Source organism: Nocardia sp. SSK8 (genome assembly GCF_037034205.1).
Lineage (GTDB): Bacteria > Actinomycetota > Actinomycetes > Mycobacteriales > Mycobacteriaceae > Nocardia.
Genome location: NZ_JBAGKD010000013.1, coordinates 113,031 through 137,498, shown reverse-complemented (window position 1 = coordinate 137,498; position 24,468 = coordinate 113,031). Strand labels below are relative to the sequence as shown.

Here is a 24,468-nt window from a genome sequence, read left to right as displayed (position 1 = left end):
ACCGATTTCGTGAACACCTCGCGAACTCGGCGGTATACCCGACCGGGCAAAAGACTCCGCGACGCGGGAGGACTAGGCTCTAGTGCGTGATGCGACGGACGAAGATTGTGTGCACCCTCGGACCGGCCACGGCCTCCCAGGACCGTATTCGTGAGCTCGTCGAAAGCGGCATGGATGTGGCCCGGCTGAACTTCAGCCACGGCGACCACGCCGACCACGCCGACAACTACAAGATGGTCCGCGCCGCCTCCGACGAGACCGGCCGCGCGGTCGGCATCCTGGCCGACCTGCAGGGCCCCAAGATCCGGCTCGGCCGGTTCATCGAGGGCCGCACCGAGTGGGCCAACGGCCAGCAGGTGCGGATCACCGTCGACGAGGTCGACGGCACCCCCGACCGGGTCTCCACCACCTACAAGGAACTGGCCACCGACGCCAAGGCCGGTGACCGGCTGCTCGTCGACGACGGCAAGGTCGGCCTCACCGTCGAGAGCATCGACGGCAACGATGTGGTGTGCCGGGTCACCGAGGGCGGCCCGGTGAGCAACAACAAGGGCCTGTCGCTGCCCGGCATGAACGTCTCGGTGCCCGCGCTGTCCGAGAAGGACATCGAGGACCTCGAGTTCGCGCTGAAGCTGGGCGTGGACTTCATCGCCCTGTCGTTCGTGCGCTCGCCGTCCGACATCGAACTGGTGCACGACGTGATGGACCGGGTGGGCCGCCGCGTCCCGGTGATCGCCAAGCTGGAGAAGCCCGAGGCGATCGACAACCTCGAGGCCATCGTGCTGGCCTTCGACGCGGTCATGGTCGCCCGCGGCGACCTCGGCGTCGAGCTGCCGCTCGAGCAGGTGCCGCTGGTGCAGAAGCGCGCGATCCAGATGGCGCGCGAGAACGCCAAGCCGGTCATCGTCGCCACCCAGATGCTGGAGTCGATGATCGAGAACTCCCGCCCGACCCGCGCGGAGGCCTCCGACGTCGCCAACGCGGTGCTCGACGGCGCCGACGCGGTCATGCTGTCGGGGGAGACCTCGGTCGGCGCCTGGCCGATCGACGCCGTCCGCACGATGGCGCGGATCGTCACCGCCGTGGAGTCCGAGACGAACCGGGTGCCCCCGCTGACCCACGTGCCGCGCACCAAGCGCGGCGTGATCTCCTACGCCGCCCGCGATATCGGCGAGCGCCTCAACGCCAAGGCGCTGGTGGCCTTCACCCAGTCCGGTGACACCGTGCGCCGCCTGGCCCGCCTGCACACCCCGCTGCCGCTGCTCGCCTTCACCCCGCTGCCGGAGGTGCGCAGCCAGCTGACGCTGACCTGGGGCACCGAGACCTTCATCGTGCCGATGGTGGACTCCACCGACGCGATGATCCACCAGGTCGACCAGGCGCTGCTGTCGATGGACCGGTACCGCAAGGGTGACCTGGTGGTCATCGTGGCGGGCTCCCCGCCGGGTACCGTCGGGTCCACCAACCTGATCCACGTTCATCGCATCGGCGAGGAGGACCACTAGTCGTGAGTAGTTCGGCAGGCGGATCGGTCGAGGTCGAGACAGTGCCCGGCGAGCAGTCGCCCGATCTGCGGGTCCTGCTCGATCTGCTCGACCTGGAACCGATCGGCGAGGACGTCTTCCTCGGCAACCATCCGGAGAAGGTGTGGAGCCGCACCTTCGGCGGGCAGCTGGTGTCGCAGGCGATCGTCGCTGCCGGACGCACCGCGGGACAGCGGCCGCTGCACGCGATCAACGCGCACTTCGTCCGCGGCGGCGATGTGAAGAAGCCGATCGAGTACCACGTGCAGCGGCACCGCGACGGCCGCGCGCTGGCCAATCGCACGGTCACCGCCAGCCAGGACGGCCAGGAGCTGTTCGTCATGCTGGCGGCCTTCCAGGACTGGGGCAAGGGCCTCGAGCACGCCCACGAGGGCCCCGAGGTGCCCGATCCGGAGACGCTGCCCCGGATCGAGGAGAGCTTCGCGGGCTTCGAGGACAAGCTGGAGATGTTCATCAACGCCCCGCACCCGATCGATATGCGCTACACCAACGATCCGGCGTGGATTCTCAAGGGCACCGGCGAGAAGCTCAACCACAACCGGGTGTGGATGCGCACCGACGGCGTGCTGCCGGATGATCCGCTGCTGCACGTGGCCGCGCTGGGCTACTCCTCCGACACCACGGTGCTCGACTCGATCATCACCACCCACGGCCTGTCGTGGGGCCTGGACCGGATCCTCGCGGCCACGGTGAACCACTCGATCTGGTTCCACCGCCCGTTCCGCTTCGACGACTGGACCCTCTACGCCACCGAGTCGCCGGTGGCGGCGGGCTCGCGCGGCCTGGCGACCGGCCGCTTCTACTCGCGGTCCGGCGAACTGATCGCCACCACGGTGCAGGAAGGCGTCATCCGCCACTTCCCGGCGCGCTGAGGCCGCTCAGCGCAGCTCGTAGTCCGGTTCCACGGCCACGTCGGTGCGCTGGTGCGCGCGCAGCCGGAAGGGGACGGCGTTGCCCGGTGCGGCGCCGTCCACCGTCGTGGCCAGGCCGTGTTCGAGGTGGGCGGTGTCGGCCTCGGTGAGCTCGCCGGGTTCGCCCACCAGGCTCAGCGCGATCTCGTAGGTGGCCTCGTCGCCCGGTGCGCGATCGGGATGCGTTCCGCGCCACTGGGATTCGAGTTCACCGTGCACGGGGTCGGTATCGTCGACCGGCAGTGTGCACCGCCAGGCGAAGAGCTCGCGGTCCTGGACGTGGTCGTCGACCACCGCGCGGATGCCGGCGACGATGCGATCGAGAATGTCCGGTGTCACATACACATGGAGCGAAACATCCGAAATGCGTTTCGGCATGTCTGAGTCCTGTCGTGTGTCGAACCAGCAGGGAGAACAGCACGTCCGCGCCGCAGTCTAATCCCTGTGCGGCCCCGGCGGACAGCCCGTGCGCTCAGCGCCCGCGCTGGGCGGCGAGAAAGGCCGACAGCGGCCGGGCGTGGTCGGGGGTGATCACCAGGCCCGCGGGCTCGTCCTCGGGTTCGGCGCGCTGTTCGTGCGGCGCCAGCGCGGCCAGCAGCGGGAACAGCGCTTCGGCGATCCGGTCACCCACCTCGACGAAGGCCTGGGCCGACAGCCCGATCGGGTCGGCGATGTTCTCCCGGCCGACATAGGCCAGGTCGTTGCGCGCCCGGTGCAGTGCCGCAATGGATTTCGCGCCGGTCACCTTGGCGATGCGATGGGCCTCGGGCAGGGTGAAAGTCCGCGCGGCCACGCCGAAGGACAAGGCGTTGACCTGTTCGCGCAGCGATTCGGTCATGGTGAGCACCAGATCGGCGCGATCGACCATCTCCGGGCGCAGTTTCCTGGCGGTGAATCCGCCGAGTTCGCCACCCAGCCCGACGATGGTTTCCGCGGCCAGCGGTTCGGCCGGAAAGCCGACCAGCGCACGGGTGCCCGCGCTCTCCGCGGTGAGCCCGGATAGGCCGTTGTCCGCCGCGAACGCCCACGTGAGCCGTTCGGCGATCACCGACCGGCAGACATTGGAGTTGCAGACGAACAGCACGTGCATACCGACACCGTAAACGGCTCGATTGTCGTGTAGTAGACCTACGGTGCAACCATCACAGACGCGGAACTGTCTATTCACCTTTCGGTTGAATTCCGTACACGAATCACGATGCGGAAATCTGTTGTGTGTGACCGTGATACCCGCGAGATAAGGCGCGGAAACGTCGCCGGGTTATGTGTCGATCGTCACTCGCCGGGCGGGTAATAATTCGATTCCGGAACCACCGGTGGAACACCCGGCGCGGTGCCGTGGACCCGGCCGCGGGTGGAGAACATCGCCCCGCGCGCGGGCACCACCGGGGCGAAGCGGGCCAGCCCGGTGGGCGCGGTCATGTCGTCGTAGACCGCGTCGATCCCGCCGCGGCGGAAGTAGGCCTCGTGCCAGAACCCGGTGCCGCCGGAATCGCGCAGGAACTGCTGCCACCACTGCCGGTGCGGGTCCGAGCGGGTCCAGCGCTCGAGCGAGTCCAGATCGCGCCAGTACTGCCGCGCGCCCCAGTGCGGTGGCAGCATCGACCACACCACGTCCTCGTGCAGCAGCAGCCCGTCGGGGCGGTCGGCGTGCGAGCGGTAGAGCTTGGGGCCGACGCCCAGCAGGCGCAGCATCCCGCGCGGGGTGCGGACCCGCATGCCCAGCAGGATCATCACCAGGTCGGGATAGGCGTCGAGGTCGACTGTCGTCCTGCGTACCCGCATATTCGTGCCCTTCCGGCAGGTGGCTTTGCTGGTACTACGGTGCGGCGGCGGTTCCGGTTCGACGGCGGTTCGCGTCGCGGCGCGCCGAGACGCTATAGTGACCGCGGTGCGCCGGGTTGGCGGAACTGGCAGACGCGACGGTCTCAAAAACCGTTGTCCGAAAGGACGTGTGGGTTCGAGTCCCACACTCGGCACCACGGCGGTCGCGCGGCATCATCCCGCGCGCCGCGGGGGAGTATCTGTCGCGGGGCCCGCGCGATGTCCTCGCACTCGCGGGCACCTGCGGTTTCTGCGCAGCACGAGGCATTCTGCGCGGAAACGAAAGGTACTCTTTACATCGGCATCGGAAATCCAGAGGGGTCGTACCTATGAGCACGAATGCAGGGGGCGCAGGCGTCGCGCGTGAGGCTGTCGCCAAGCGCGTCGTCGTGGCCGAGGACGAGGCCCTCATCCGCATGGACCTGGTGGAGATGCTCAAGGAAGAGGGCTATGACGTCGTCGGGGAAGCGGGCGACGGTCAGCAGGCGGTGGAACTGGCCGAGGAGCTGCGTCCGGATCTGGTGATCATGGACGTCAAGATGCCGCGCCGCGACGGCATCGACGCCGCGGCCGAGATCGCCTCGAAACGTGTTGCGCCCGTGGTGATCCTGACCGCGTTCAGCCAGCGCGACCTGGTCGAGCGGGCGCGCGACGCCGGCGCGATGGCCTACCTGGTGAAGCCGTTCACCAAATCCGATCTGGTGCCCGCGATCGAACTCGCGGCCAGCCGATTCCATGAAATCGCCGCGCTGGAAACCGAAGTGGCGAATCTGTCGGATCGGCTCGAGACGCGCAAGCTGGTCGAGCGCGCCAAGGGTGTGCTCATGCAGACCCAGGGGCTCTCGGAACCGCAGGCGTTCAAATGGATTCAGCGCACCGCGATGGATCGGCGCACCACGATGAAGGCCGTCGCCGAAGTCGTCCTGGAGAACCTCACCCCGCAGTGACGCCGGATCGTGAGGTGCCCGGGCGAGAAGCCGGAAAACTTTACGTAAGCGAAACAATAAAGGGAACTACGACCGGACACGACGCCTCCGACATGATGCGAATGTGATGCGGATCTAACAAACCGGCGATATGTTCTGTCCGGGCTGAACGTGGTCGGCCCCCTCGGTGGACCCGAGGAGCACAGGACATAGAGGTGAGACGTGCTCAGTTCGACATGGCGCAGTCGTTCGACGCGGGGAGTTCTGGTTATCGGAGCTGCCGCGTCGTTGGTGTTGTCCGGATGCAGCGACAAGTCGTCCGACGGCGGCGGTGGCGGCAACACCGATCTCTCCATCCAGCCGGTGGTCCAGCTCGACACCGAGGGCAAGGCCGTCGCGCAGACCGACGCCGGTGCCGCCGCCGACCCGGCCGGTGACGGCAAGGCCAAGTGCGCGCCGCAGACCATCGCGATGGCGGGCCCGCTGACCGGCGGCAACGCCGCGCTCGGCATCAACATCATCAACGGCGTCAAGCTGGCCCTCGACCAGCACAACAAGGCCAACCCGGATTGCCAGGTCCAGGTCAAGCAGTTCGACACCGAGGGCAAGCCGCAGATCGCCACCCAGGTGATCCCCACTATCGTCAGCGATCCGAGCATCGTCGGCCTGATCGGCCCGACCTTCTCGGGTGAGACCAAGGCGACCGGCCAGATCCTCAGCGAGGCGGGCATGCCCACGCTGACCGCCTCGGCCACCAACCCGACGCTGACCCAGAACGGCTGGAAGACCTTCTTCCGCGGCCTGGGCAACGACAACTCGCAGGGCCCGGCCGTGGCCAACTACCTGACCGGCGAGAAGGGCTACAAGAAGATCTGCGTCGTGCAGGACAACACCGACTACGGTGCCGGTCTGGCGCAGGCGTTCATCACCGCCGCGGGCCCGGCCGCCGACGCGTCCTGCGGGGTCAGCGTCAAGGAAGGTGACAAGGACTTCTCCGCCGCGGTGTCCAAGCTCTCGGCCGCCGCGCCCGACGCCATCTTCTACGCCGGGTACTACGCCGAGGCCGCGCCGTTCGTGCAGCAGCTGCGCTCCGGTGGCGTGAACGCCACCTTCGTCTCCGCCGACGGCAGCAACGACCCCGAGTTCGTCCGCCAGGCCGGTGCCTCGTCCAAGGGCGCGCTGCTGTCGTGCCCGTGCAGCCCGGCGCCGGACAAGTTCGCCTCGGAGTACAAGGCGCTCAACGGCCAGGCGCCCGGCGTCTACTCCGTCGAGGGCTACGACCTGACCACGATCCTGCTCAAGGGCATCGACTCGGGCAAGGTCACCCGCGCCGAGCTGGTCGACTACGTCCGCGACTACACCGGCAACGGCATCGCCCGCGAGTACAAGTGGGGCGAGACCGGCGAGCTGGCCAACATCCAGATCTGGATGTACGAGGTCAAGTAGTCCCCGAGAGTGTGGAGCGGTGCGCGTGGTGATGCCACGCGCACCGCTCGCCTGACGCGAGAGAAACCATGACATCAGCGGCATCGCTCGGTGTGACCCTGTTGGCCGAGGGGTCCATCGATTTCAACGTTTCCGGCGTGATCGACCAGTTCTGGAAACTGACCGTGGACGGGCTCACCTACGGCTCGATCTACGCCCTGGTCGCCGTCGGCTACACCCTCGTCTACGGTGTGCTGCGCCTGATCAACTTCGCCCACTCCGAGATCTTCATGCTCGGCATGTTCGGTACCTATGTGGGCCTCGAGCTACTCGGCTTCGCCCCGAGCGGGAACGCGTACTCCCAGGGCGTGCTGCTGACGGTGCTGTATCTGGGCTTGGCGATGCTGTTCGGCATGCTGGTCTCGGGCATCGCCGCGATCGGCCTGGAACGGGTCGCCTACCGGCCGCTGCGACGGCGCGGCGCGAAACCGCTGGCCTTCCTGATCACCGCGATCGGCATGTCGTTCGTGATCCAGGAGTTCGTGCACTACATCCTGCCCAAGATCAAACCCGGCCTCGGCGGTTCCAACGCGCAGACCGGGATCCGGCTGGTGGAACCGAAGGTGCAGTTCACCGTTCTCGGCGCGCAGGTCACCAATGTGGCCCTGGTGATCTTCGCCGCGGCCATCGTGCTCGCGATCGCCACCGAGATCATCATCAACAGAACGAAATTCGGCCGCGGCATCCGCGCGGTGGCCCAGGACCCCGACACCGCCACCCTGATGGGTGTCTCGCGGGAACGGGTGATCGTGCTGACCTTCCTCATCGGCGGCCTGCTGGCCGGTGCCGCCGCCATGCTCTACACGCTCTACATCCCCACCGGCATCATCTTCTCCGGTGGCTTCATTCTCGGTATCAAGGCCTTCAGCGCCGCGGTGCTCGGCGGTATCGGCAACCTGCGCGGCGCGCTGCTGGGCGGCATGCTCCTCGGCGTGGCCGAGCAGTACGGGCAGATCCTGTTCGGCAACGAATGGCGCGACGTGGTCGCCTTCGTGCTGCTGGTGACCGTGCTGATGTTCCGGCCGACCGGCATCCTCGGCGAGAGCCTGGGGAGGGCGCGCGCATGACCGACCTGACCAAGACCACCGCCACGACGCCGGAACGGCGCGGCCTCGGCGACGCGATCCGCACCTGGTGGGCCGGCCTCTCGCGCCCCGGCCAGTGGGCCGTCGGCGTGCCGGTCATCCTCGCGCTGGCGCTGCTGCCGATCTACACCCCGCCGCTGATCGATACCCCCGGGGTGAGCTTCGGCGGCGTGATGGCGCAGTTCGCGATGTACGCGCTGATCGCCATCGGCCTCAATGTCGTGGTCGGCCAGGCGGGCCTGCTCGACCTCGGCTACGTCGGCTTCTACGCCGTCGGCGCCTACACCGTCGCGCTGCTGACCAGCCCGAACAGCCCGTGGAACCAGACCGACGGCGGCTGGCTCGAACCCAGCTGGGCCTGGCTCGCCTGCCTGCCGATCGCCGTGGCGCTGACCGCGGTCGCCGGTCTGATCCTCGGCGCCCCGACCCTGCGGGTGCGCGGCGACTACCTGGCGATCGTGACGCTGGGCTTCGGTGAGATCGTGCGGCTGATGGCCGACAACCTCGACGAGCTGACCAACGGCAGCCTCGGCCTGTCCAAGGTCGCCTATCCCGATGTCGGCGAATCCGAGACCCATCCCGGCGGCGTCTTCTCCCCGGGCAATCTCGGCGATCCCGACAGCGTGAACCCGCTGGCCCGCGCCAACAGCGGAACCTGGTGGTTCTGGCTGGGTCTGGTGCTGGTCGTGGTGGTGCTGCTGATCATCGGCAATCTCGAGCGCAGCCGGGTCGGCCGGTCCTGGGTGGCCATCCGCGAGGACGAGGACGCCGCCGAGATCATGGGCGTGCCGACCTTCAAGTTCAAGCTGTGGGCCTTCGTCATCGGCGCTTCGGTCGGCGGCCTGTCCGGCGCCATGTACGCCGGTCAGGTCACCTATGTGAACCCCAAGCAGTTCGACATCATCCTGTCGATGCTGTTCCTGTGCGCGGTCGTGCTCGGCGGCTCGGGCAACAAGCTCGGCGTGATCGTCGGCGCCTTCCTCATCGCGTATCTGCCGATGCGGTTGCAGTCGGTCCAGCTGGTCTCGACCGAGTCCACCGGCTATCTGCTGCTCGCCCTCGACATCGCGCTGCTGATCGGCCTGTGGCTGCTGTGGCGGTGGCGCGGTGCCGTGCTCGGGGTGTGGGCCCGGCGGGGCGTGATCACGGTGTCGATCGTCGCGGTGGTCTTCGGGCTGTTGCTGGCGGGCAGCGTGCTGCTGTTCCGCAAGGGCGGCGCCCAGACCCTCGGCGACCTGAAGTACTTCTACTTCGGCATCGCCCTGGTGACGATGATGATTCTGCGGCCACAGGGGCTGTTCCCGGTGCGGCAGAAACTGCTCACCTACGGCAGGCAGGTATACCAGGCGGTCGTGCGCAAGCCGGCGGCCGAACCGATCGGAGCAGGGCGATGACGGGGCCGGGCGCAGGGGACGCGCTGTACGACAACGAGGACATGAAGGCCGGGTACCAGCCCCCGCCGGAGGTCGAACCGGCCGGTGAGGTCGACGTGACGGCGGTGCTGCCCGAACTCGCCGACGCCGAGACGGTCGCCGATGTGGTCGCCCCGCACCGCGAGATCGAGACCGCCGTCGGCGAGCCGCTGCTGCGCACCGACGGGCTGACGGTGAAGTTCGGCGGCCTGACCGCGCTGGACGGGGTGAGCTTCGAGATCCGCCGCGGCGAGATCCTCGGCCTGATCGGCCCCAACGGCGCGGGCAAGACCACCTGCTTCAACGCCATCACCGGCGTCTACAAACCCGCCGCGGGCAGCGTGCACTTCGACGGCAGGCCGCTGGCCAAGACCAAGCGCAACGAGATCACCCGGCTCGGCATCGCGCGCACCTTCCAGAACGTGCGCCTGTTCGGCGAGATGACCGCGCTGGAGAACGTCGTCGTCGGCACCGACGCCCGGCACACCACCTCGGTGCCCGGCGCCATCCTGCGCACCCCGAAACACCGCAGGGAGGAACGCGACGCCATCGAACGCGGCATGGCGCTGCTCGAGTTCGTCGGCATCGCCCCGCGCGCGGTGGAGAAGGCCCGCAATCTCTCCTACGGTGACCAGCGCCGCCTCGAGATCGCCCGCGCGCTGGCCACCGAGCCCAAGCTGCTGTGCCTGGACGAACCGGCCGCCGGGTTCAACCCCAGCGAGAAGTCCGCGCTGATGGAGCTGATCCGCAAGATCCGCGACGACGGCTACACCGTGCTGCTGATCGAGCACGACATGCGCCTGGTCATGGGCGTGACCGACCGGATCGTGGTGCTCGAGTTCGGGCGCAAGATCGCCGACGGCCTGCCCGCCGAGGTCCGCGAGGACCCCGCGGTCATCGCCGCCTACCTCGGTGTGCCCGACGCCGACACCGTCGCCGAGGTCCGCGAGGAGGCCGACGCCGCCGCCGCGGCCGGGGCCACCCCGCCGCCGGTGCCCAGCACGGTGGTGGTGGAGTCGGTCGACGAGAAGGTCACCGAGGTCGTGGTCGCGAGCCCCGAGCCGCTGCTCGAGGTGCGCGACATGGTGGTCAACTACGGCAGAATCGAAGCGCTGCACGGGATCTCGCTGTCGGTGTCGCCGGGAGAGCTGGTCACCCTGCTCGGCGCCAACGGCGCGGGCAAGACCACCACCATGCGGGCGCTGTCCGGCCTGCTGCCGCTGACCTCGGGCCGGATCCTGTTCGAGGGCAAGGACATCACCACGATGAAGGCCCACGACCGGGTGGTCGAGGGCCTGATCCAGTCCCCGGAGGGGCGCGGCGTGTTCCCCGGCATGACGGTCCTGGAGAACCTCGACATGGGCTGCTACGGCCGCCCGTTCGAGCAGAAGGCCGAATACCAGCGGACCCTGGACTGGATCTTCGAGCTGTTCCCCCGGCTGGCCGAACGCCGCAAGCAGGTCGGCGGCACGCTCTCCGGCGGCGAGCAGCAGATGCTGGCCATCGGCCGGGCCCTGATGGCGCGGCCGAAACTGCTGCTGCTCGACGAGCCGTCGATGGGTCTGGCCCCGATGGTGATCCAGCAGATCTTCCGGATCATCAGCGAGATCAACCGCCAGGGCACCACGGTGCTGCTGGTCGAGCAGAACGCCCAGCAGGCGCTGACCCGCAGCGATCGCGCCTACATCCTGGAGACCGGCGAGGTCACCAAGTCCGGCGCGGGCGCGGCCCTGCTCACCGACCCCGCCGTCATGTCCGCCTACCTCGGGCAGTGATTGTGGAGCGCTGGCGCGCTCGAGTCGCGGCCCCTGGGGGCCGCCGGTCAGGCACCGTTTCTTGCTCCTTCGTCGCCTACGAAACGGCGCCTGACCGGCGACCCGGCCGCGACCGGCCGCTGCGCGGCCGCCGCTCCTCGGGGTCGCGGGTGCGGGGCTGGGAGTGCGGTCATGGCGGTTTTGTTCGGGTGTCGGTGTGGTCGGGTTGTGTTGTGTGGGTTGCGGGTCATGGCCGTGGCGGGGGACGGAGGTGTCGGTGGTGGTCCCTACACTCATGCGGGTGAGTTCACCGACGACTGCTCAGGCATCGACAACGACCACCGCCGACGGGGGTGAGCGGCCTACGCTGCTGCTCCTGGACGGGCATTCGATCGCCTACCGCGCGTTCTTCGCGCTACCGGCGGAGAACTTCAAGACCGTCACCGGGCAGACCACCAACGCGGTGTACGGCTTCACTTCGATGCTGATCAACCTGATGCGCGACGAGAAGCCCAGCCACGTGGCCGCGGCCTTCGACGTGTCCAGGAAGACCTTCCGCACCGAGGCGTACCCGGAATACAAGGCCAACCGCAGCGCCACCCCCGACGAATTCCGCGGCCAGGTCGAACTCACCAAGGACGTGCTCGGCGCGCTCGGCATCCCGGTCATGGCGATCGACGGCTACGAGGCCGACGACGTGATCGCCACCCTCACCACCCAGGCCACCGCCCAGGGCTATCGCGTGCTCATCGTCTCCGGTGACCGCGACTCCATCCAGCTGGTCACCGACGACGTCACCGTGCTCTACCCGCGCAAGGGTGTCTCCGACCTCACCCGCTTCACCCCCGCCGAGGTGGAGGCCAAGTACGGCCTCACCCCGGCCCAGTACCCCGACTACGCGGCGCTGCGCGGCGACCCGAGCGACAACCTGCCCGGCATCCCCGGCGTCGGCGAGAAGACCGCCGCCAAGTGGATCCGCGAATACGGCGACCTGGCCACCCTGGTCGACCGGGTCGACCAGGTGAAGGGCAAGGTCGGCGACGCGCTGCGCGCCAACCTGTCCAGCGTGGTGCTCAACCGCCAGCTCACCGAGATGGTGCGCGAGGTCCCGCTGCCCTACACCCCCGACCAGCTCGCGCAGGCGCCGTGGGACCGCGAGAAGATCCACCAGCTCTTCGACGACCTGGAATTCCGCGTCCTGCGCGACCGCCTGTTCGACACCCTCGGCTCGGCCGAGCCCGAAGCCGAGTCCGGTTTCGAGATCAGCGGGGCCGTCGTCGAGCCCGGCACGGTCGGTGACTGGCTGGCCGAGCACGCGAAACCCGGTGTGCGCCACGGCCTCTCGATCGTCGGCACGGGCACACCGGTGCACGGTGACGCGCGCGCCCTCGCGCTGGCCGCCGCCGACGGCGAAGGCGGCTACCTCGACCTCACCACCCTGACCCCCGAGGACGAGGCCGCACTGGGCAGCTGGCTGGCCGACCCCGAGGTCCCCAAGGCCTTACACGAGGCCAAGGCCGCCGAACACGCCCTGCGCGGGCGCGGCTTCACCCTCGCCGGGCTCACCAGCGACACCGCCCTGTCGGCCTACCTGGTGCGCCCCGGCCAGCGCAGCTTCAACCTCGACGACCTCTCGCTGCGCTACCTCAAGCGCGCACTGCGCGCCGAGACCGGCGACGACGGCCAGCTCTCCCTGCTCGACGACGAGGACACCGTCGCGGCCGACCTCGCCCGCGACGAGATGCTGCGCGCCCGCGCCGTGGCCGACCTGGCCGACGCGCTCGACACCGAACTGACGAAGATCGAGTCGACCGCGCTGCTACACGAGATGGAACTGCCGCTGCTCGGCGTGCTCGGCACGCTCGAGGACGCGGGCATCGCCGTCGACGTGGCGCAGCTCGAGTCGCTGCAACGCCAGTTCGCCGACCGCGTCACCGAGGCCGCCAACGCCGCCTACGAGGTGATCGGCAAGCAGATCAACCTCGGTTCGCCCAAGCAGCTGCAGGTGGTGCTGTTCGACGAGCTCGACATGCCCAAGACCAAGCGCACCAAGACCGGCTACACCACCGACGCCGACGCGCTGGAATCGCTGTTCGATAAGACCGGCCACGCCTTCCTCGAGCACCTCCTGGCCCACCGTGACGCCACCCGGCTCAAGGTCACCGTCGACGGTCTGCTCAAGGCGGTCGCCGATGACGGCCGCATCCACACCACCTTCAACCAGACCATCGCCGCCACCGGCAGGCTCTCCTCGACCGAGCCGAACCTGCAGAACATCCCGATCCGCACCGACACCGGCCGCCAGATCCGCGACACCTTCGTCGTCGGCCCCGGCTTCGCCGAGCTCATGACCGCCGATTACAGCCAGATCGAGATGCGGATCATGGCGCACCTGTCCGGCGACGCGGGCCTGATCGAGGCCTTCAACTCCGGTGAGGACCTGCACACCTTCGTCGCCTCCAAGGCCTTCGACATCCCGCTGCACGAGGTGAGCCCTGAGCTGCGCCGCCGGATCAAGGCGATGTCCTACGGCCTGGCCTACGGCCTGAGCTCCTACGGCCTGTCGGCCCAGCTCAAGATCAGCACCGCCGAGGCCAAGGAACAGATGGACATGTACTTCGACCGCTTCGGCGGCATCCGCGACTACCTGTCCGAAGTCGTCGACCAGGCCCGCAAGGTCGGCTACACCCAAACCCTGTTCGGCCGCCGCCGCTACCTGCCCGACCTGGACCAGAGCAACCGCCAGCGCCGCGAGGCCGCCGAACGCATGGCCCTCAACGCCCCCATCCAGGGCACCGCCGCCGACATCATCAAGGTCGCGATGATCAACGTGCAGAACGCGATCCAGGACGCGGGCCTGAAATCCCGCATGCTCCTGCAGATCCACGACGAACTCGTCTTCGAGGTCGCCGACGGCGAACGCGACACCCTGGAGGCCCTGGCCCGCGAGCAGATGTCCTCGGCCATCGAACTCTCGGTGCCGCTGACGGTTTCGGTCGGCACCGGCCGCAGCTGGGACGCGGCCGCGCACTGACACCCTGGAAACCCGGCAGCCACCCGAACCGAGCGTCCGGGTGGCTGTCTCACCGGCTTCACCGAGCTCCACTGCTTCGCGCAGGCCGGCACGTTCCGACCTGATCCCGGCGCCGGGACCAATGTGGGGGTGCCGGGAGAGCGAGATTTCTCGCCCTAGTCCACCGCCGCCTCGCGCAGTGCGATCTGGAACCGAACCGGCGCGCGCCCGCGGCGCACGAGCAGCCCTCGTCCCGGCACTTGGGTCGACATCGCCGCACCGGGCCAGATCTGCCCCTCCTGGCGGTCACCGGAAAGCAAGATGCCCGTGGCGCCCTGCTCCTTGAGCGCCTGGATGACCGGTTCGAACAGGGCGCGCGCCGCGCCGCCGGATCGCCGGAACACCAGCAGATGCAGGCCGATGTCGCGAGCATGCGGCAGGTAGGGCAGCAGCGCGGCCAGCGGGCCGGGTCCGCTGGGGGAGAGCAGGTCGAAGTCGTCGGCGATCACGAAGATCTCTGGTCCGTTCCACCACGAGCGGTCGCGGAGCTGCGCGGGAGTGACGTCTTCGGGTGGCAGCCGTTTGGCGAGCTCGCCCGCGATCCCGCCCGCGATCCCCGCGCCGGCGGCTTGCGTACCCGCGTAGGCGCCGAGGTACTGGTCGGGGACTTCGTCGAGCAGGGTGCGCCGGACGTCGAACAGCGCCAGGACCACCTCGTCGTCTCGACGCTGCCCGATCAGTTCGGCGATGATGACGCGAGCCAGGTTCGTCTTGCCGGACTCGGCGTCGCCGAAGACGAGCAGGTGCTGGTCGCCGCCGAGCAGATCGAGGGTGACCGGTCCGAGTTCGGCTTCGTCGACGCCGAGCAACACCGATGGCACACCGGGATTGCGCGCACGGTGCTCGTCGAAGCGCAGTCGCGTCGGCAGCATCCGCACCTCCGGAGCCTGCGGTCCCGGCCAGGCTTCGGCGATCGCCGCGACGGTCGCGGCCACCTGGTCCGTCAGCCCGCCGTCGTCGCTGAGCACCGGCAGGCTGATCTGGGCGAGCAGCTTGTCGGCGCCGACGCATCGTCCGGGAGTGTCGGCACGGATGTTCTCGACGATCTTGCGGGAGATGGTGGAGTCGAGTGGGTCGTTGAGGCGCAACTCGATCTTGGTGCCGATCACGGCTTGCATCGGCAGTCTCAGATCGGCCCAGCGACCGGTGGTCAGCACGAGATGCACGCCGAAGCCGAGCCCCCTTGCCCCGATCTCCTGGACCACGGGCAGCAGATCCTCGTACTCGTCTTTGAGGGTCGCCCACCCGTCGACGACCAGGAAGATGTCGGCGACCTCGAGTTCCGGCAGCGATCCCCGCGCGTGCCTGCGGCGCAACTCGTCGGCGGAATCGATCCGATGCGCGGCGTAGATCGCCTCGCGCCGGGTGAGGTGACCTTTGACCTCGGCGATCGTGCGGCGGATCCGGTCGGGGTCGAAGCGGGTCGCGACGCCACCGACATGGGGCAGCCGCTCCAGCACGGTGAGCGCGCTTCCGCCCAGGTCCACCGCGTAGAAGGCGACCTCGCGCGGGGTGTGGGTCAGCGCCGCGCCGATGACGAGGCTCCGCAGCGCGCCGGTCTTGCCCGACTGTGGCGCGCCGAGAATGCAGACATTGCCGCCCGCGGCGCGTAGGTCGACGGTGAACGGACCCTGCCACTGCTCCAGTGGCTTGTCGAGCAAGCCCAACGGGATCCGCAGACTCGCGTGCCGGGTGCGGTCGACGGTGGTCAGGCCCCGTTCGCCGTCCACGGCGATCGGGCCGAGGACCCGGGTGAAATCGAGCTGGGTGGGCAGCGGTGGCAGCCAGATCTGCTGAACCTGCGCGGCGGCCTGGCGCATCCGCGAAACCACCACGTCGAGGGTGGTCGCGGCGAACCGGTCTACCTGTGCGACGGGTCGAGCCGGACCGCTGTCCGCTCGATCTCGCAGCCACTCGGCGGTGTCGTTGAACAGCCCGAACGGCATCGGCACCGGCGGGATCTCGGCCGCCACCTTGTCCTCGGTCGGCTCGTACACCCCGGAGACGTACGCGGCTTTGAACCGGGTGCAGATATCCGGGTCGACCTTCAGGATCCCGGAGCCGGGGACCGGCGGCAGCGAATGGGCGTCGGGTATCCCGAGCGCCGCCCGTGACTCCTGCGCGGTGAAGGTCCGCAAGCCGATGCGATAGGACAGATGCGACTCCAGACCGCGCAGCCGCCCTTCCTCCAAACGCTGGGTGGCCAGCAGCAGATGCACACCGACGGACCGCCCGATCCGGCCGATCTGAACGAAGAGGTCGATGAAATCCGGTTTGGCGGAAAGGATCTCACCGAACTCGTCGATCACCACGAACAGGTTGGGCAGCGGTGGCAGGTCCTGCCCGGCGTCGCGCCGAACGTTGTACTCGGTGACATTGGGCAGCGATCCCGCGTCCTGCAACACCCGCTGACGCCGCTGGAGCTCACCGAGCAAGGCGTCGTGGAGACGATCGACCAGCCCAGCGTCGTCGGCGAGGTTGGACACCATCGCCGTGGTGTGCGGCAGATCGTCGAGACCGGCGAACGCGGCCCCACCCTTGTAGTCGACGAGCACGAACGCCAGCCGCTCCGGTGAATGCGCGACGGCCTGCCCCACCACCAACGTCCGCAGGACCTCCGACTTCCCGGAACCGGTCGCGCCGATGCACAATCCGTGCGGACCCATGCCCTGCTGGCCGGATTCCTTGATGTCGAGCCGCACCGGCTTGCCTGCCGCGTCGAGCCCGAACGGCACGTTGAGGAAATCCGAGAGCGGCTTGGGCTGCCACATCCGTTCGATGTCGTAGGTGCCGAAATCCGGAACTCCGAGCAGGTCGTGCAAGCCGATCACGGTCTCGAGCGGTGCGTCCGGTTCCGGGTCGGCCGCGAGGCGCAGCGGCGCGAGGTAGCGGGCGAGCCCCGCCGCCAGGGCAGGCGGTGCGTCGTCGACGACACCGGTCCGCGCACCCAGTACGGTCCTGACGAACTCGTCGCGGGCGCTGGAGTCGAGGTCACCGGGACGCGACTCGGGCGCGGTCACCAACTCGACCGCGCAGTGACTGTCGGCGGTGACGCGGACCCGGACATCGACGTGGCTCGGTTCGAACCGGCGCTGCTCGTTGAGAGTGATCACGCAGATACCGAGCTCGGCCGGGGCATAGCCGGGGGGCAGGAATTCCTGCGGGTCCAGCGTGCCACCGCTGTCGGGCACCACGATCAGCAGCCGCTCGCCCGGGTAGTCGGGCGCGCCGGGACGCAGACGCAGCTGCTCGGTGCGAATCGCGATCCGGCGCCGAAGGTGATCGTCGAGTTCGGCGGCGAGTTCATCGACCGACCGTGAGGTCATGCGCCGCCCGATCGGCCCGTCGAAATTGCGGGTGTCGAGCAGATGCGGCAGCCAGGCCAGCCAGTCGTAGCCGTCGGGCTCGGTCGCACCGAGGGCCAGATGGATGCGCACATCGTCGGGCGCGTGCAGCGACACCACCTGCATCAGCATCGCGCGAACCAACGCCGTCGCCTGCTCGGGTGGTCCGACGATCGACACCACACCACGCAACGGCACCGCCATCGGAATATCGGCGACCGAGCGTGTGCGGGCCAGCACCTGATCGAGATGTGCTTGCGCTACAGGATCATTCGGCTGCAACGGATTCTCCTGACCACGCACCGAGACGGGCCGGGCGAGGTCGCCGTTGCCGAATCCCGCACGCACCACGAGGAAATCGGCATCGCGGCGGCGACGCTCCCACACCCGCAACGGATCGCGCACCAGCTGTGGCAGCTGCACCGGAGCGGGGTGGCGGTGGACCGCGGCGGCGCGCTGGGTCTCACCGTCGGCATCGAGTTCGCCGCGCGTCTGCCGCAGATAGTCGATACAGCGAGTCCGGTCCTCCGCCATCTTCTTTCGCGCACCGGACCGGAAGAACACCAGCGCCGCGATACCACCCAGCAGTGCGGCGGCGACCATCGCCCCACCGGCGATCATCCGCAACGGATTGTTGTTCGACAGCATCATGCTCGCCGCCCCGACCGCACCCAGCATCGGCAACAGCACCCGCATCGCGGCCCCGGACGAGCCGGAACCCGCGGTGCTGACCGGGGGAGCGGGGAGCAGCACAGGGGACAGCGGTGGCAGGGGGACAGCACCACGTGCCGGACGGTGGACCAGAGTGTGCGCCACTGTGGTGGCTCCGCGGCTCGTCATAGCCGGTCCGGGTGCCAGGAGGGAAGGTCGGTGCCGGGCGCCGGTCGGCGGGATCCCAGCGGCCATAGACAGAGCGCGCCGATCACGCAGCCGGCGAGCAAGCCGCCCAGATGCCCTTGCCAGGACGTCAATTGGGCCGACAGTACCAGCCAGACCACCCCGACTATCAGCAGTGTCCGGGCGTCTCGACGGAGTTGCGGGTCTCGCAGGCTCAGCACGAAGTACGCGCCCATCAGCCCGTACACCGCGCCGGACGCGCCGATCGCCGATGCCTCGGGCGCCAGCGCGTATTCCATCAGCCCGCCGCCGATCGCCGACCCGAGATAGAGCATCACAAACCTGATCCGTCCCAGCTCCAGCTCCATCACCCGGCCCAGTAACCAGATCCACACCATGTTCATCACGAGGTGCGCCGGCCCCAGGCCACTGTCCGGTGGACTGTGCAGAAAAGCGCCGGTAATCATCCGGTACCACTCGCCCGCGTCGATGCCGACCTCGGTGTACCCGGGGTAGTCGCGACCGTCGTAGATGTACACAATGCCGTCACGCATCAAACCCCGCCGAAGCGTGGAGAACTCATCCGTGGTGACCGGACGGATCAGCTGACCGCAGTAGGTCAGCACATTGATGGTGATCAGGGAGTAGGTGACGGGAAGGCGGCGCAACTGTCGCCAGATGCTGACTGTGTTCACAGAACGCGGTGATCTCTATCTCGAATTATCTTGATGGGGAGGTCAGGCGGTAGATCGCCGGGTCACCGATCCCCGCTTACCGCGGTGATCTTCCAATCCCGCGAGGGATCGATGGAGACTACGTAGGTGACAGCGGAGGTCGACCCCGCAGGATCCCGCTTGGTCGTAGTAGTCACGTCGACGACGGCGTCGATGGTGTAAACACCGCCCGTGCCGGACCGCGCCTTGGACAGCACTGGCTTCGCCGTGCTGACCCACTGGTGCGGTCCGAAGACGCCTTGCGATTCTTCGACAGCACGATCCAGCTGCTCGGCCAACTCAGGCACAGTGTTCTGCTTCATCCGCGCCGCCCAAGCGTCCATGTCGCGATAGTCCACCGTGGCCGCGCCGACGGCATAGTCCAGCGCGATCCGCTCCGCCTTCGCCGCATCCGGCGAGGAGAAGCCGAGCACAGACGATCCTGCGTCCCACTGGGCGAGCGTGATCTGCGGCTGCTCGATGACCGACCCGCCCGCGGATATCACCACACCAGAACCGACGACGATCGCCGCACCCGAACCGATAATTGCGCGGGCAATCCAGGTGCGGGATCGAAGACTTTCAGCGCTTCCGGCACCGGCCACAATCAGCGATGACGGGCCGTGTGTACCAAACTTCGCCATTTTTCTCTATCCCTGTCTTTCTATTTCGCGAGCAGGTCGGTGCGGTGCTCCTCGAGATGATCAACATCACCAATCGAGAACCTCCAACGAACTCATACATCTCGAAGGTCATGAGCGTCAGGCTCTTCGGGCCATAGAACAAGACCTTTCCGGTGCGAGTTGATTCTCCGTGGGCACCAGCGCAATGCTGGGCGTGATCCGGTCGGATATGTGCAGGGATTACTACCTTTCCTGATTCGCCGCCAGCTTCTTGACCGCCGAACACAGCCGTCTTTCCTGTTACGGCATCGGTTGTTGTTCCGCTCATGGGATCAATTGGATTGTCGGTTCGTGCGAACCCCTTCGAGCCCGAGGAACCGGGAGGTGTTCAGGCCGGTGATGCGGTGGCCGGAACTCGCTGTGGCGGTGCCGAATTCGCGTCAGGCGTGTCCGCAGGTGGCGAGTTGTTCGGCGCCGCCTCGACGAGGAACAGTTCGGTTGGGTAGGCGCCGATGGTCGCGGTGGTCGCGACCTCAGCGAGCGCCCCGGCTCGCACCACATCATCTGAAAGTCAGCCACTCCCAGCCCCCCGAACAGTAAGGATCAAGAACAACGATCAGCCGGTCAGGGCGTCACTCCGGCGAAGGCGGCGGCTCCGCCGATGCCCGCGCCGACCGCGCCACCCACCGTGGCCGCGGGCAGGCCGAGGGCCGCGGCGCCGACCGCGCCGCCTGCGAGACCGCCGGCGATCGCGCCGCCCACCGTCGAGGCCGCGATGGCGGGCACGGCCCCGGCGACGATGATCGGCTGGACGACGAGGTTTCCGGCGCACAGCGTTGTCAGGCACGCGACGACGGCGCCCGCGGCCACGGTGCCGACCGCGCCCGCGGCCCCGGCGACGAACCCGCCTGCGGCACCCGCGCCCGCGCCGACCACGGCACCGGGCACCGCGCCGACCACCGCGGCGGGCACTCCGGCGACCAGGGCGCCGACGGCCGCACCCGCGAGCACGGCGTTCTGCACCTTCAGCGGATCCGGGGCGGCGACCGCCTCCGCCTCGCTCGGCGCGACCACGGCAACGGGGGCGGGCTCACCGGTGACGGCGTGCGCGGTCGACATCGCGGGTCCCACGGCGAGCACGCACAGCGCGCCGACAGTCGCGGCGCGCACAGCGGCACGGGGACAACGGGTTTCGGTCATTCTCTGCTCCTAGGTGATGACGGGACGGGGTCAGGGCGCAGCCGGTGTCACGACGACACTGATATCCGCTGTGCTGGAATCGGATTCGACGATCACACGGCCCGGTTCGACGGCGACCACACGACCGCCCTGGACGGAAACGGTGCTGCCGCCCGGATAGACGAGTGCGGGAACGGCGATCACCGTGCGGCTGCCCACGGGGAACTCGCCGGTTCCGTCGGCACGGGCAGGGCTGTAGGTGAAGTCGAATCGGCCGGTGGCACGGTCGAAGCGCCAGCCGCGCGGGGTTCCGGACACCCGTTGCGGGTAGGGCCGCACGAGCGCGGCGAGGGTGGCGGCATGGAGATTGGCACGAACGGGCGGGCGCCGCGCGTCGACGAGCAGGCCCTCGATCTCGGGGCTGGTCGCGGTGGTGGTCGGGTCGTTGCCGCCGTAGTTCCAGTGGTACCAGGAGCTCATCTCGGCATCGGCGAGTTCGGCCTGGGCCGTGAGGACCTCCGTATTGGCGGTGGCACCGAATTCGGTGAGCAGCGCGGGGCGGTGCTCGTCGCGCATCACCGCACCCGCGTGGGCCATCGCGTCGCGGTAGAAGGGTAGGCACCAGTCGATCGGCGGGTGCAGTGCTCCGGTGCACGGCAGCGCGTAGGAGTTGTAGCCGTGGACGAGGTCGGGCAGCGCCGAGGGCGGCACCTGTTCGACCGCGCCGATCGCGGAGAGGATGTAGCCGGATTCCACGATCGGGGCGGTGGGGTCCGCCGCGCGGATCGCCGTCGCCACCCGGTCGGTGAACCGGCGCAACCGCTGCTGCGGGGAATCCACCGGGCAGGTGCCGGTGATACAGAGGTCCTGGAAGATGCCGATGGAAGGCTCGTTGAGGATGCCGTACCCGGCCAGGCCCGGTGTTCCCCGCAATCGGGTGGCCGTGTGCTGCCAGGCGCGGGTGAAGTGGTCGAGCAGCCCGCGCCCGTCGGGGGCGGGCGAATCGGCGAAGAAGTGCGAGAAGGCTTGATAGATGGCGGGACTGAACTGCGCGGTGACGATCGAACCGCTGACGTCCGGGAAACCGTCGGTCCGGGTCGCCCAGGGCGGGGCCCCGGCGCCGCCGAGCGCGCTGCCCCACCGGTCCTGATGGAATTCGACGGTGGTGTAAATGCCGTGGTCGGCGGCGGTCGTGACGAAGCGGCGGATCGTGTCGAGGTAGGCGTCGTCGTATTCGCCCGGACTCGGTTCCACCGCCTCCCACATGATGCCGAGGCGGATCCCGTTGAACTGGTTGTCACGCAGGAATTCCGCGTCGGCGGTGTCGAAACCGTAGTGCTGCGGGGTGTAGGGCGCGGTCTTGCTCACCACGTTCTCCCCGTGCACGATCACCACGCGACCGGCGGAGTCCACCAGCCACCGGTCGGCGACCGTGAGCCCGCCGATGATCTGAGGATCCGCGCCCGCCGGGACGGCGACGGTCAGCCACACCAGTGACAACGCGGCCGCGAGCAGGCGGAGAGGGAATCGGTTCACGACGCGTTCCTCGTGGACAGGGCGGCGGCGAGCAGCGGCCAGGACGACCGCAGCTCGTCGGACCAGTAGGGCCAGGAGTGGGTGCCGGTCGCGCGCAGATTCACCGTCGCCGGGATGCCGAGCGCGGTCAGGCGCCCGGCGAGGCGCCGCGTGCACAGGCTCGCGCCGATCTCGAGCGGGCCGCCGAGTACCACCGAGTTGAGCAGTTCCGGATTGTCGGTGGTGTCGTGGGTGCCCGAAAGGCCCGTTCCCGCCGAGAGATAGATCGCGGTGTCGCGCAGGCCTTCCGCGTGCGCGACCACATCGTGGGCAGCCCAGTCCGGGTCGCCCGCGGGCCCGAACATGTTGTCGGCGTTGCCGCCCATGCTCGCCACGACCGCGCGCAGCTGGGTTTCCCCGACCCCGGTGCTGGTGTAGCAGCCGCTGTACCCTGCGACGGCGGTGTAGGCGCCGGGGTTGCGGGCCGCGAGCATGAGAGCGGCCTGGGCGCCCATCGACAGTCCGGCGACCGCCTTGGTGCCGTCGCCGTGGAAGGCGGCGTCGAGCAGCGGCGGAAGTTCCTCGGTGAGAAAGGTTTCCCACTTGTAGGTGCCCAGGACGGGATCGGCGCGCTGCCAGTCGGTGTAGTAGCTGACCGGCCCGCCCACGGTGAGCACGACATTGACCGGCTTGTCGGCGAAGAAGCCGACGGCGTCGGCGCGAGTGGTCCAGGTGTTGCCGACCGGGTCGGCGGCCTTGCCGTCGAGCAGATACAGCGTCGGGCGCGGGGCCGCTCCGCGCCGTGGTAGCAGGACCTGGACCTCGACGATCCGTCCCATCGCCGGGGAGGACACATAGACCCGCAACCACCGGTCGGTGATCGGTTCGACCCGGTCGATCACGGCCGCACCTGGATCGGTGTGCGCCACCGCCTGCGCGGCACCGGCGAGGAGCACGGCCAGCACCGCGAACAGCGCGCCGAACGATCGGATCGGTGCCGCGGCGGTCATACGCGCACCGCCGGGGTGATCGCGAAATGCTGTTCGAGCACGTCCGCGCCGCGTAGCGGCCCACCCGCGGCGGCGAAGGCGGCGGCGATGCGCCCGGCTCCCGCCCGGCACACCCGCGCACCGTCGACCGCGTCGCGCAATGCCGCCGCCCGCAGGCCCCGGCTCGACAGCCGTGTTCCCGCACCGGAACTCACGACCCGGCGCGCGACCTCGGCCTGATCACGCCCGAACGGGACCACGCACACCGGAACGCCCGCGGCGAGGGCCTTCTGGGTGATGCCCATACCTCCGTGGGAGACGACCACGGCGGCCCGGGACAGCAGGAGATCGTGCGGCAGGTAGGAGACCACGCGGGCATTGGCCGGTACCCGGAATCCGGCCGGATCCAGGGCACCGGCGGTGACCACGGTGTAGAGGTCGCTGTCGGCGAGGGCGTCCAGGGCGGTCTGGGCGAGGGCGCCGTCGTCCTGGAACTCGGTCGAACAGGTCACCACGGCCAGCGGCCTGCGCACCCGGGTCAGCCATTCCGGCGCCTGCGCCGGTGGCGCCCAGAGACCGGGGCCGAGCTGATGCACGGCGGTCGGCCAGTCGGTGCGCACGTCGTCGAACGGGGGTGCGGTGAAGTGCAGGATCGCCGGTGACTGCGCGAGATAGTCCACCGTGTGGCGTAACGGGGACAGCCCGTGCTCGCGCCGCGCGGCATTGAGCCGCGGAAGGACGCTGTCCCACAGCAGGTTCGACATCCGGGCGACCGCCGCATCGCGCACCCGGCCGAGTGGACCGCGCAGTGGGGTGAGTCCCAGGCCGAACGGCGGCACGTCACGTGACGGGATCGGCAGCAGCATGGGCGACCAGGTCGCCCAGGGCAATCCACTGGCCGCGGCCCAGGTCTGCGCCCCGGCGGTGGTGGTGTCGATCAGCAGCGCATCGGGCTGTTCCTCGGCCACCGCGTCGCGCAGCGCGGCGATCTCGTGCGGAATGCGCTCGGTGAGCGAGCGCAGCGCGGCATGCAGAGCGCCGACCCGGGACTTGCCCCAATCGTGCAGGGTGTCCTCGGCCAGCGCCTGCGGCAGAGCGCGCACCGCGATGCCGAGAGCACGCAACGACGCCTCGGAGCCGGGCAGGGTCAGCACGGTCACCGCGTGGCCGCGGGCGACCAGCTCGCCCAGCACCGGAACCACCGGGAACAAATGACCTTTCGCGGGCGAGGTGAAGACGAGGATCTTCGCCATC

18 protein-coding genes, 1 tRNA gene and 1 pseudogene are annotated in these 24,468 nt (G+C 68.9%); 10 read left to right on the top strand and 10 right to left on the bottom strand.

What is annotated here, in order from left to right:
* The first annotated feature begins 86 nt into the window (after positions 1–86).
* Together pyk and WA675_RS22620 are read left to right on the top strand one after the other, a co-directional pair.
* A complete protein-coding gene (pyk, locus tag WA675_RS22625; protein WP_336086863.1) occupies positions 87–1,505 on the top strand; it encodes a pyruvate kinase in 1,419 nt (472 codons plus the stop codon).
* 2 nt (positions 1,506–1,507) lie between these two features.
* Positions 1,508–2,416 (top strand): acyl-CoA thioesterase, encoded by a 909-nt coding sequence (locus tag WA675_RS22620; RefSeq protein ID WP_442945696.1) that lies wholly within the window; start codon positions 1,508–1,510, stop codon positions 2,414–2,416.
* A gap of 6 nt (positions 2,417–2,422) precedes the next feature.
* Here WA675_RS22620 and WA675_RS22615 read toward each other — a convergent pair whose 3' ends face one another.
* The 3 genes from WA675_RS22615 to WA675_RS22605 form a co-directional block, all read right to left on the bottom strand.
* Positions 2,423–2,794, bottom strand: a complete 372-nt coding sequence (locus tag WA675_RS22615; RefSeq protein ID WP_336086862.1) for a hypothetical protein — start codon at positions 2,792–2,794, stop codon at positions 2,423–2,425.
* A gap of 133 nt (positions 2,795–2,927) precedes the next feature.
* A complete protein-coding gene (locus WA675_RS22610; protein ID WP_336086861.1) occupies positions 2,928–3,545 on the bottom strand; it encodes an arsenate reductase/protein-tyrosine-phosphatase family protein in 618 nt (205 codons plus the stop codon).
* Positions 3,546–3,730: 185 nt separating this feature from the next.
* Positions 3,731–4,240, bottom strand: a complete 510-nt coding sequence (locus WA675_RS22605) for a phenylacetaldoxime dehydratase family protein (protein ID WP_336086860.1) — start codon at positions 4,238–4,240, stop codon at positions 3,731–3,733.
* Between the two features lie 110 nt (positions 4,241–4,350).
* Between WA675_RS22605 and WA675_RS22600 the strand changes: the two genes are divergently transcribed.
* The 8 genes and pseudogenes from WA675_RS22600 to polA all read left to right on the top strand — a co-directional run bounded on the left by WA675_RS22600 (position 4,351) and on the right by polA (position 13,975).
* A tRNA-Leu gene (locus WA675_RS22600) sits at positions 4,351–4,437 on the top strand.
* A 171-nt stretch (positions 4,438–4,608) separates the two neighbouring features.
* Complete coding sequence (locus WA675_RS22595; RefSeq protein WP_336086859.1) at positions 4,609–5,226, top strand: ANTAR domain-containing response regulator; 618 nt, start codon at positions 4,609–4,611, stop codon at positions 5,224–5,226.
* A 267-nt stretch (positions 5,227–5,493) separates the two neighbouring features.
* Positions 5,494–6,651 (top strand): branched-chain amino acid ABC transporter substrate-binding protein, encoded by a 1,158-nt coding sequence (locus WA675_RS22590; RefSeq protein ID WP_336086858.1) that lies wholly within the window; start codon positions 5,494–5,496, stop codon positions 6,649–6,651.
* 68 nt (positions 6,652–6,719) lie between these two features.
* Complete coding sequence (locus WA675_RS22585) at positions 6,720–7,757, top strand: branched-chain amino acid ABC transporter permease (RefSeq protein ID WP_336086857.1); 1,038 nt, start codon at positions 6,720–6,722, stop codon at positions 7,755–7,757.
* Positions 7,754–9,169, top strand: coding sequence for a branched-chain amino acid ABC transporter permease (locus WA675_RS22580; protein WP_336086856.1), 1,416 nt, complete (start codon positions 7,754–7,756; stop codon positions 9,167–9,169). The genes WA675_RS22585 and WA675_RS22580 overlap by 4 nt, the downstream gene beginning before the upstream one ends.
* Positions 9,166–10,116, top strand: a pseudogene (locus tag WA675_RS22575) (ABC transporter ATP-binding protein); the annotation flags it as partial. The gene WA675_RS22580 and the pseudogene WA675_RS22575, both read left to right, overlap by 4 nt.
* A gap of 153 nt (positions 10,117–10,269) precedes the next feature.
* Positions 10,270–10,962, top strand: coding sequence for an ABC transporter ATP-binding protein (locus WA675_RS22570; RefSeq protein WP_336086934.1), 693 nt, complete (start codon positions 10,270–10,272; stop codon positions 10,960–10,962).
* Between the two features lie 280 nt (positions 10,963–11,242).
* Positions 11,243–13,975: a DNA polymerase I gene (gene polA, locus WA675_RS22565; RefSeq protein ID WP_336086855.1), complete on the top strand. Its 2,733-nt coding sequence runs from the start codon at positions 11,243–11,245 to the stop codon at positions 13,973–13,975.
* Between the two features lie 155 nt (positions 13,976–14,130).
* Here polA and eccCa read toward each other — a convergent pair whose 3' ends face one another.
* From eccCa to WA675_RS22530, 7 genes are all read right to left on the bottom strand, one after another.
* Positions 14,131–18,111, bottom strand: coding sequence for a type VII secretion protein EccCa (gene eccCa, locus WA675_RS22560; RefSeq protein WP_336086853.1), 3,981 nt, complete (start codon positions 18,109–18,111; stop codon positions 14,131–14,133).
* A gap of 83 nt (positions 18,112–18,194) precedes the next feature.
* Positions 18,195–18,890, bottom strand: a complete 696-nt coding sequence (locus tag WA675_RS22555) for a rhomboid family intramembrane serine protease (RefSeq protein WP_336086852.1) — start codon at positions 18,888–18,890, stop codon at positions 18,195–18,197.
* A 62-nt stretch (positions 18,891–18,952) separates the two neighbouring features.
* Positions 18,953–19,552 carry a hypothetical protein gene (locus tag WA675_RS22550; protein WP_336086851.1) on the bottom strand — a complete coding sequence of 200 codons (600 nt, stop codon included), beginning with the start codon at positions 19,550–19,552 and terminating at the stop codon, positions 18,953–18,955.
* Positions 19,553–20,155: 603 nt separating this feature from the next.
* Positions 20,156–20,731, bottom strand: coding sequence for a hypothetical protein (locus tag WA675_RS22545; RefSeq protein ID WP_336086850.1), 576 nt, complete (start codon positions 20,729–20,731; stop codon positions 20,156–20,158).
* A 30-nt stretch (positions 20,732–20,761) separates the two neighbouring features.
* Positions 20,762–22,246, bottom strand: coding sequence for a cellulase family glycosylhydrolase (locus WA675_RS22540; RefSeq protein ID WP_336086848.1), 1,485 nt, complete (start codon positions 22,244–22,246; stop codon positions 20,762–20,764).
* On the bottom strand, positions 22,243–23,235 hold the full coding sequence (locus WA675_RS22535) for an alpha/beta hydrolase (RefSeq protein ID WP_336086847.1): 993 nt from the start codon (positions 23,233–23,235) through the stop codon (positions 22,243–22,245). The genes WA675_RS22540 and WA675_RS22535 overlap by 4 nt, the downstream gene beginning before the upstream one ends.
* A complete protein-coding gene (locus WA675_RS22530; protein ID WP_336086846.1) occupies positions 23,232–24,467 on the bottom strand; it encodes a glycosyltransferase in 1,236 nt (411 codons plus the stop codon). Before WA675_RS22530 ends, WA675_RS22535 begins: the two co-directional genes overlap by 4 nt.
* Position 24,468: the final 1 nt, after the last annotated feature.

What these genes read in the sequence shown, in the direction of transcription:
- WA675_RS22610 (WP_336086861.1), bottom strand. Translation starts at nt 3,545, where the DNA reads ATGCACGTGCTGTTCGTCTGCAACTCCAATGTCTGCCGGTCGGTGATC.
- WA675_RS22605 (WP_336086860.1), bottom strand. Translation starts at nt 4,240, where the DNA reads ATGCGGGTACGCAGGACGACAGTCGACCTCGACGCCTATCCCGACCTG.
- WA675_RS22595 (WP_336086859.1), top strand. Translation starts at nt 4,609, where the DNA reads ATGAGCACGAATGCAGGGGGCGCAGGCGTCGCGCGTGAGGCTGTCGCC.
- WA675_RS22585 (WP_336086857.1), top strand. Translation starts at nt 6,720, where the DNA reads ATGACATCAGCGGCATCGCTCGGTGTGACCCTGTTGGCCGAGGGGTCC.
- WA675_RS22580 (WP_336086856.1), top strand. Translation starts at nt 7,754, where the DNA reads ATGACCGACCTGACCAAGACCACCGCCACGACGCCGGAACGGCGCGGC.
- WA675_RS22570 (WP_336086934.1), top strand. Translation starts at nt 10,270, where the DNA reads ATGGTGGTCAACTACGGCAGAATCGAAGCGCTGCACGGGATCTCGCTG.
- WA675_RS22550 (WP_336086851.1), bottom strand. Translation starts at nt 19,552, where the DNA reads ATGGCGAAGTTTGGTACACACGGCCCGTCATCGCTGATTGTGGCCGGT.
- WA675_RS22545 (WP_336086850.1), bottom strand. Translation starts at nt 20,731, where the DNA reads ATGACCGAAACCCGTTGTCCCCGTGCCGCTGTGCGCGCCGCGACTGTC.
- WA675_RS22535 (WP_336086847.1), bottom strand. Translation starts at nt 23,235, where the DNA reads ATGACCGCCGCGGCACCGATCCGATCGTTCGGCGCGCTGTTCGCGGTG.
- WA675_RS22530 (WP_336086846.1), bottom strand. Translation starts at nt 24,467, where the DNA reads ATGGCGAAGATCCTCGTCTTCACCTCGCCCGCGAAAGGTCATTTGTTC.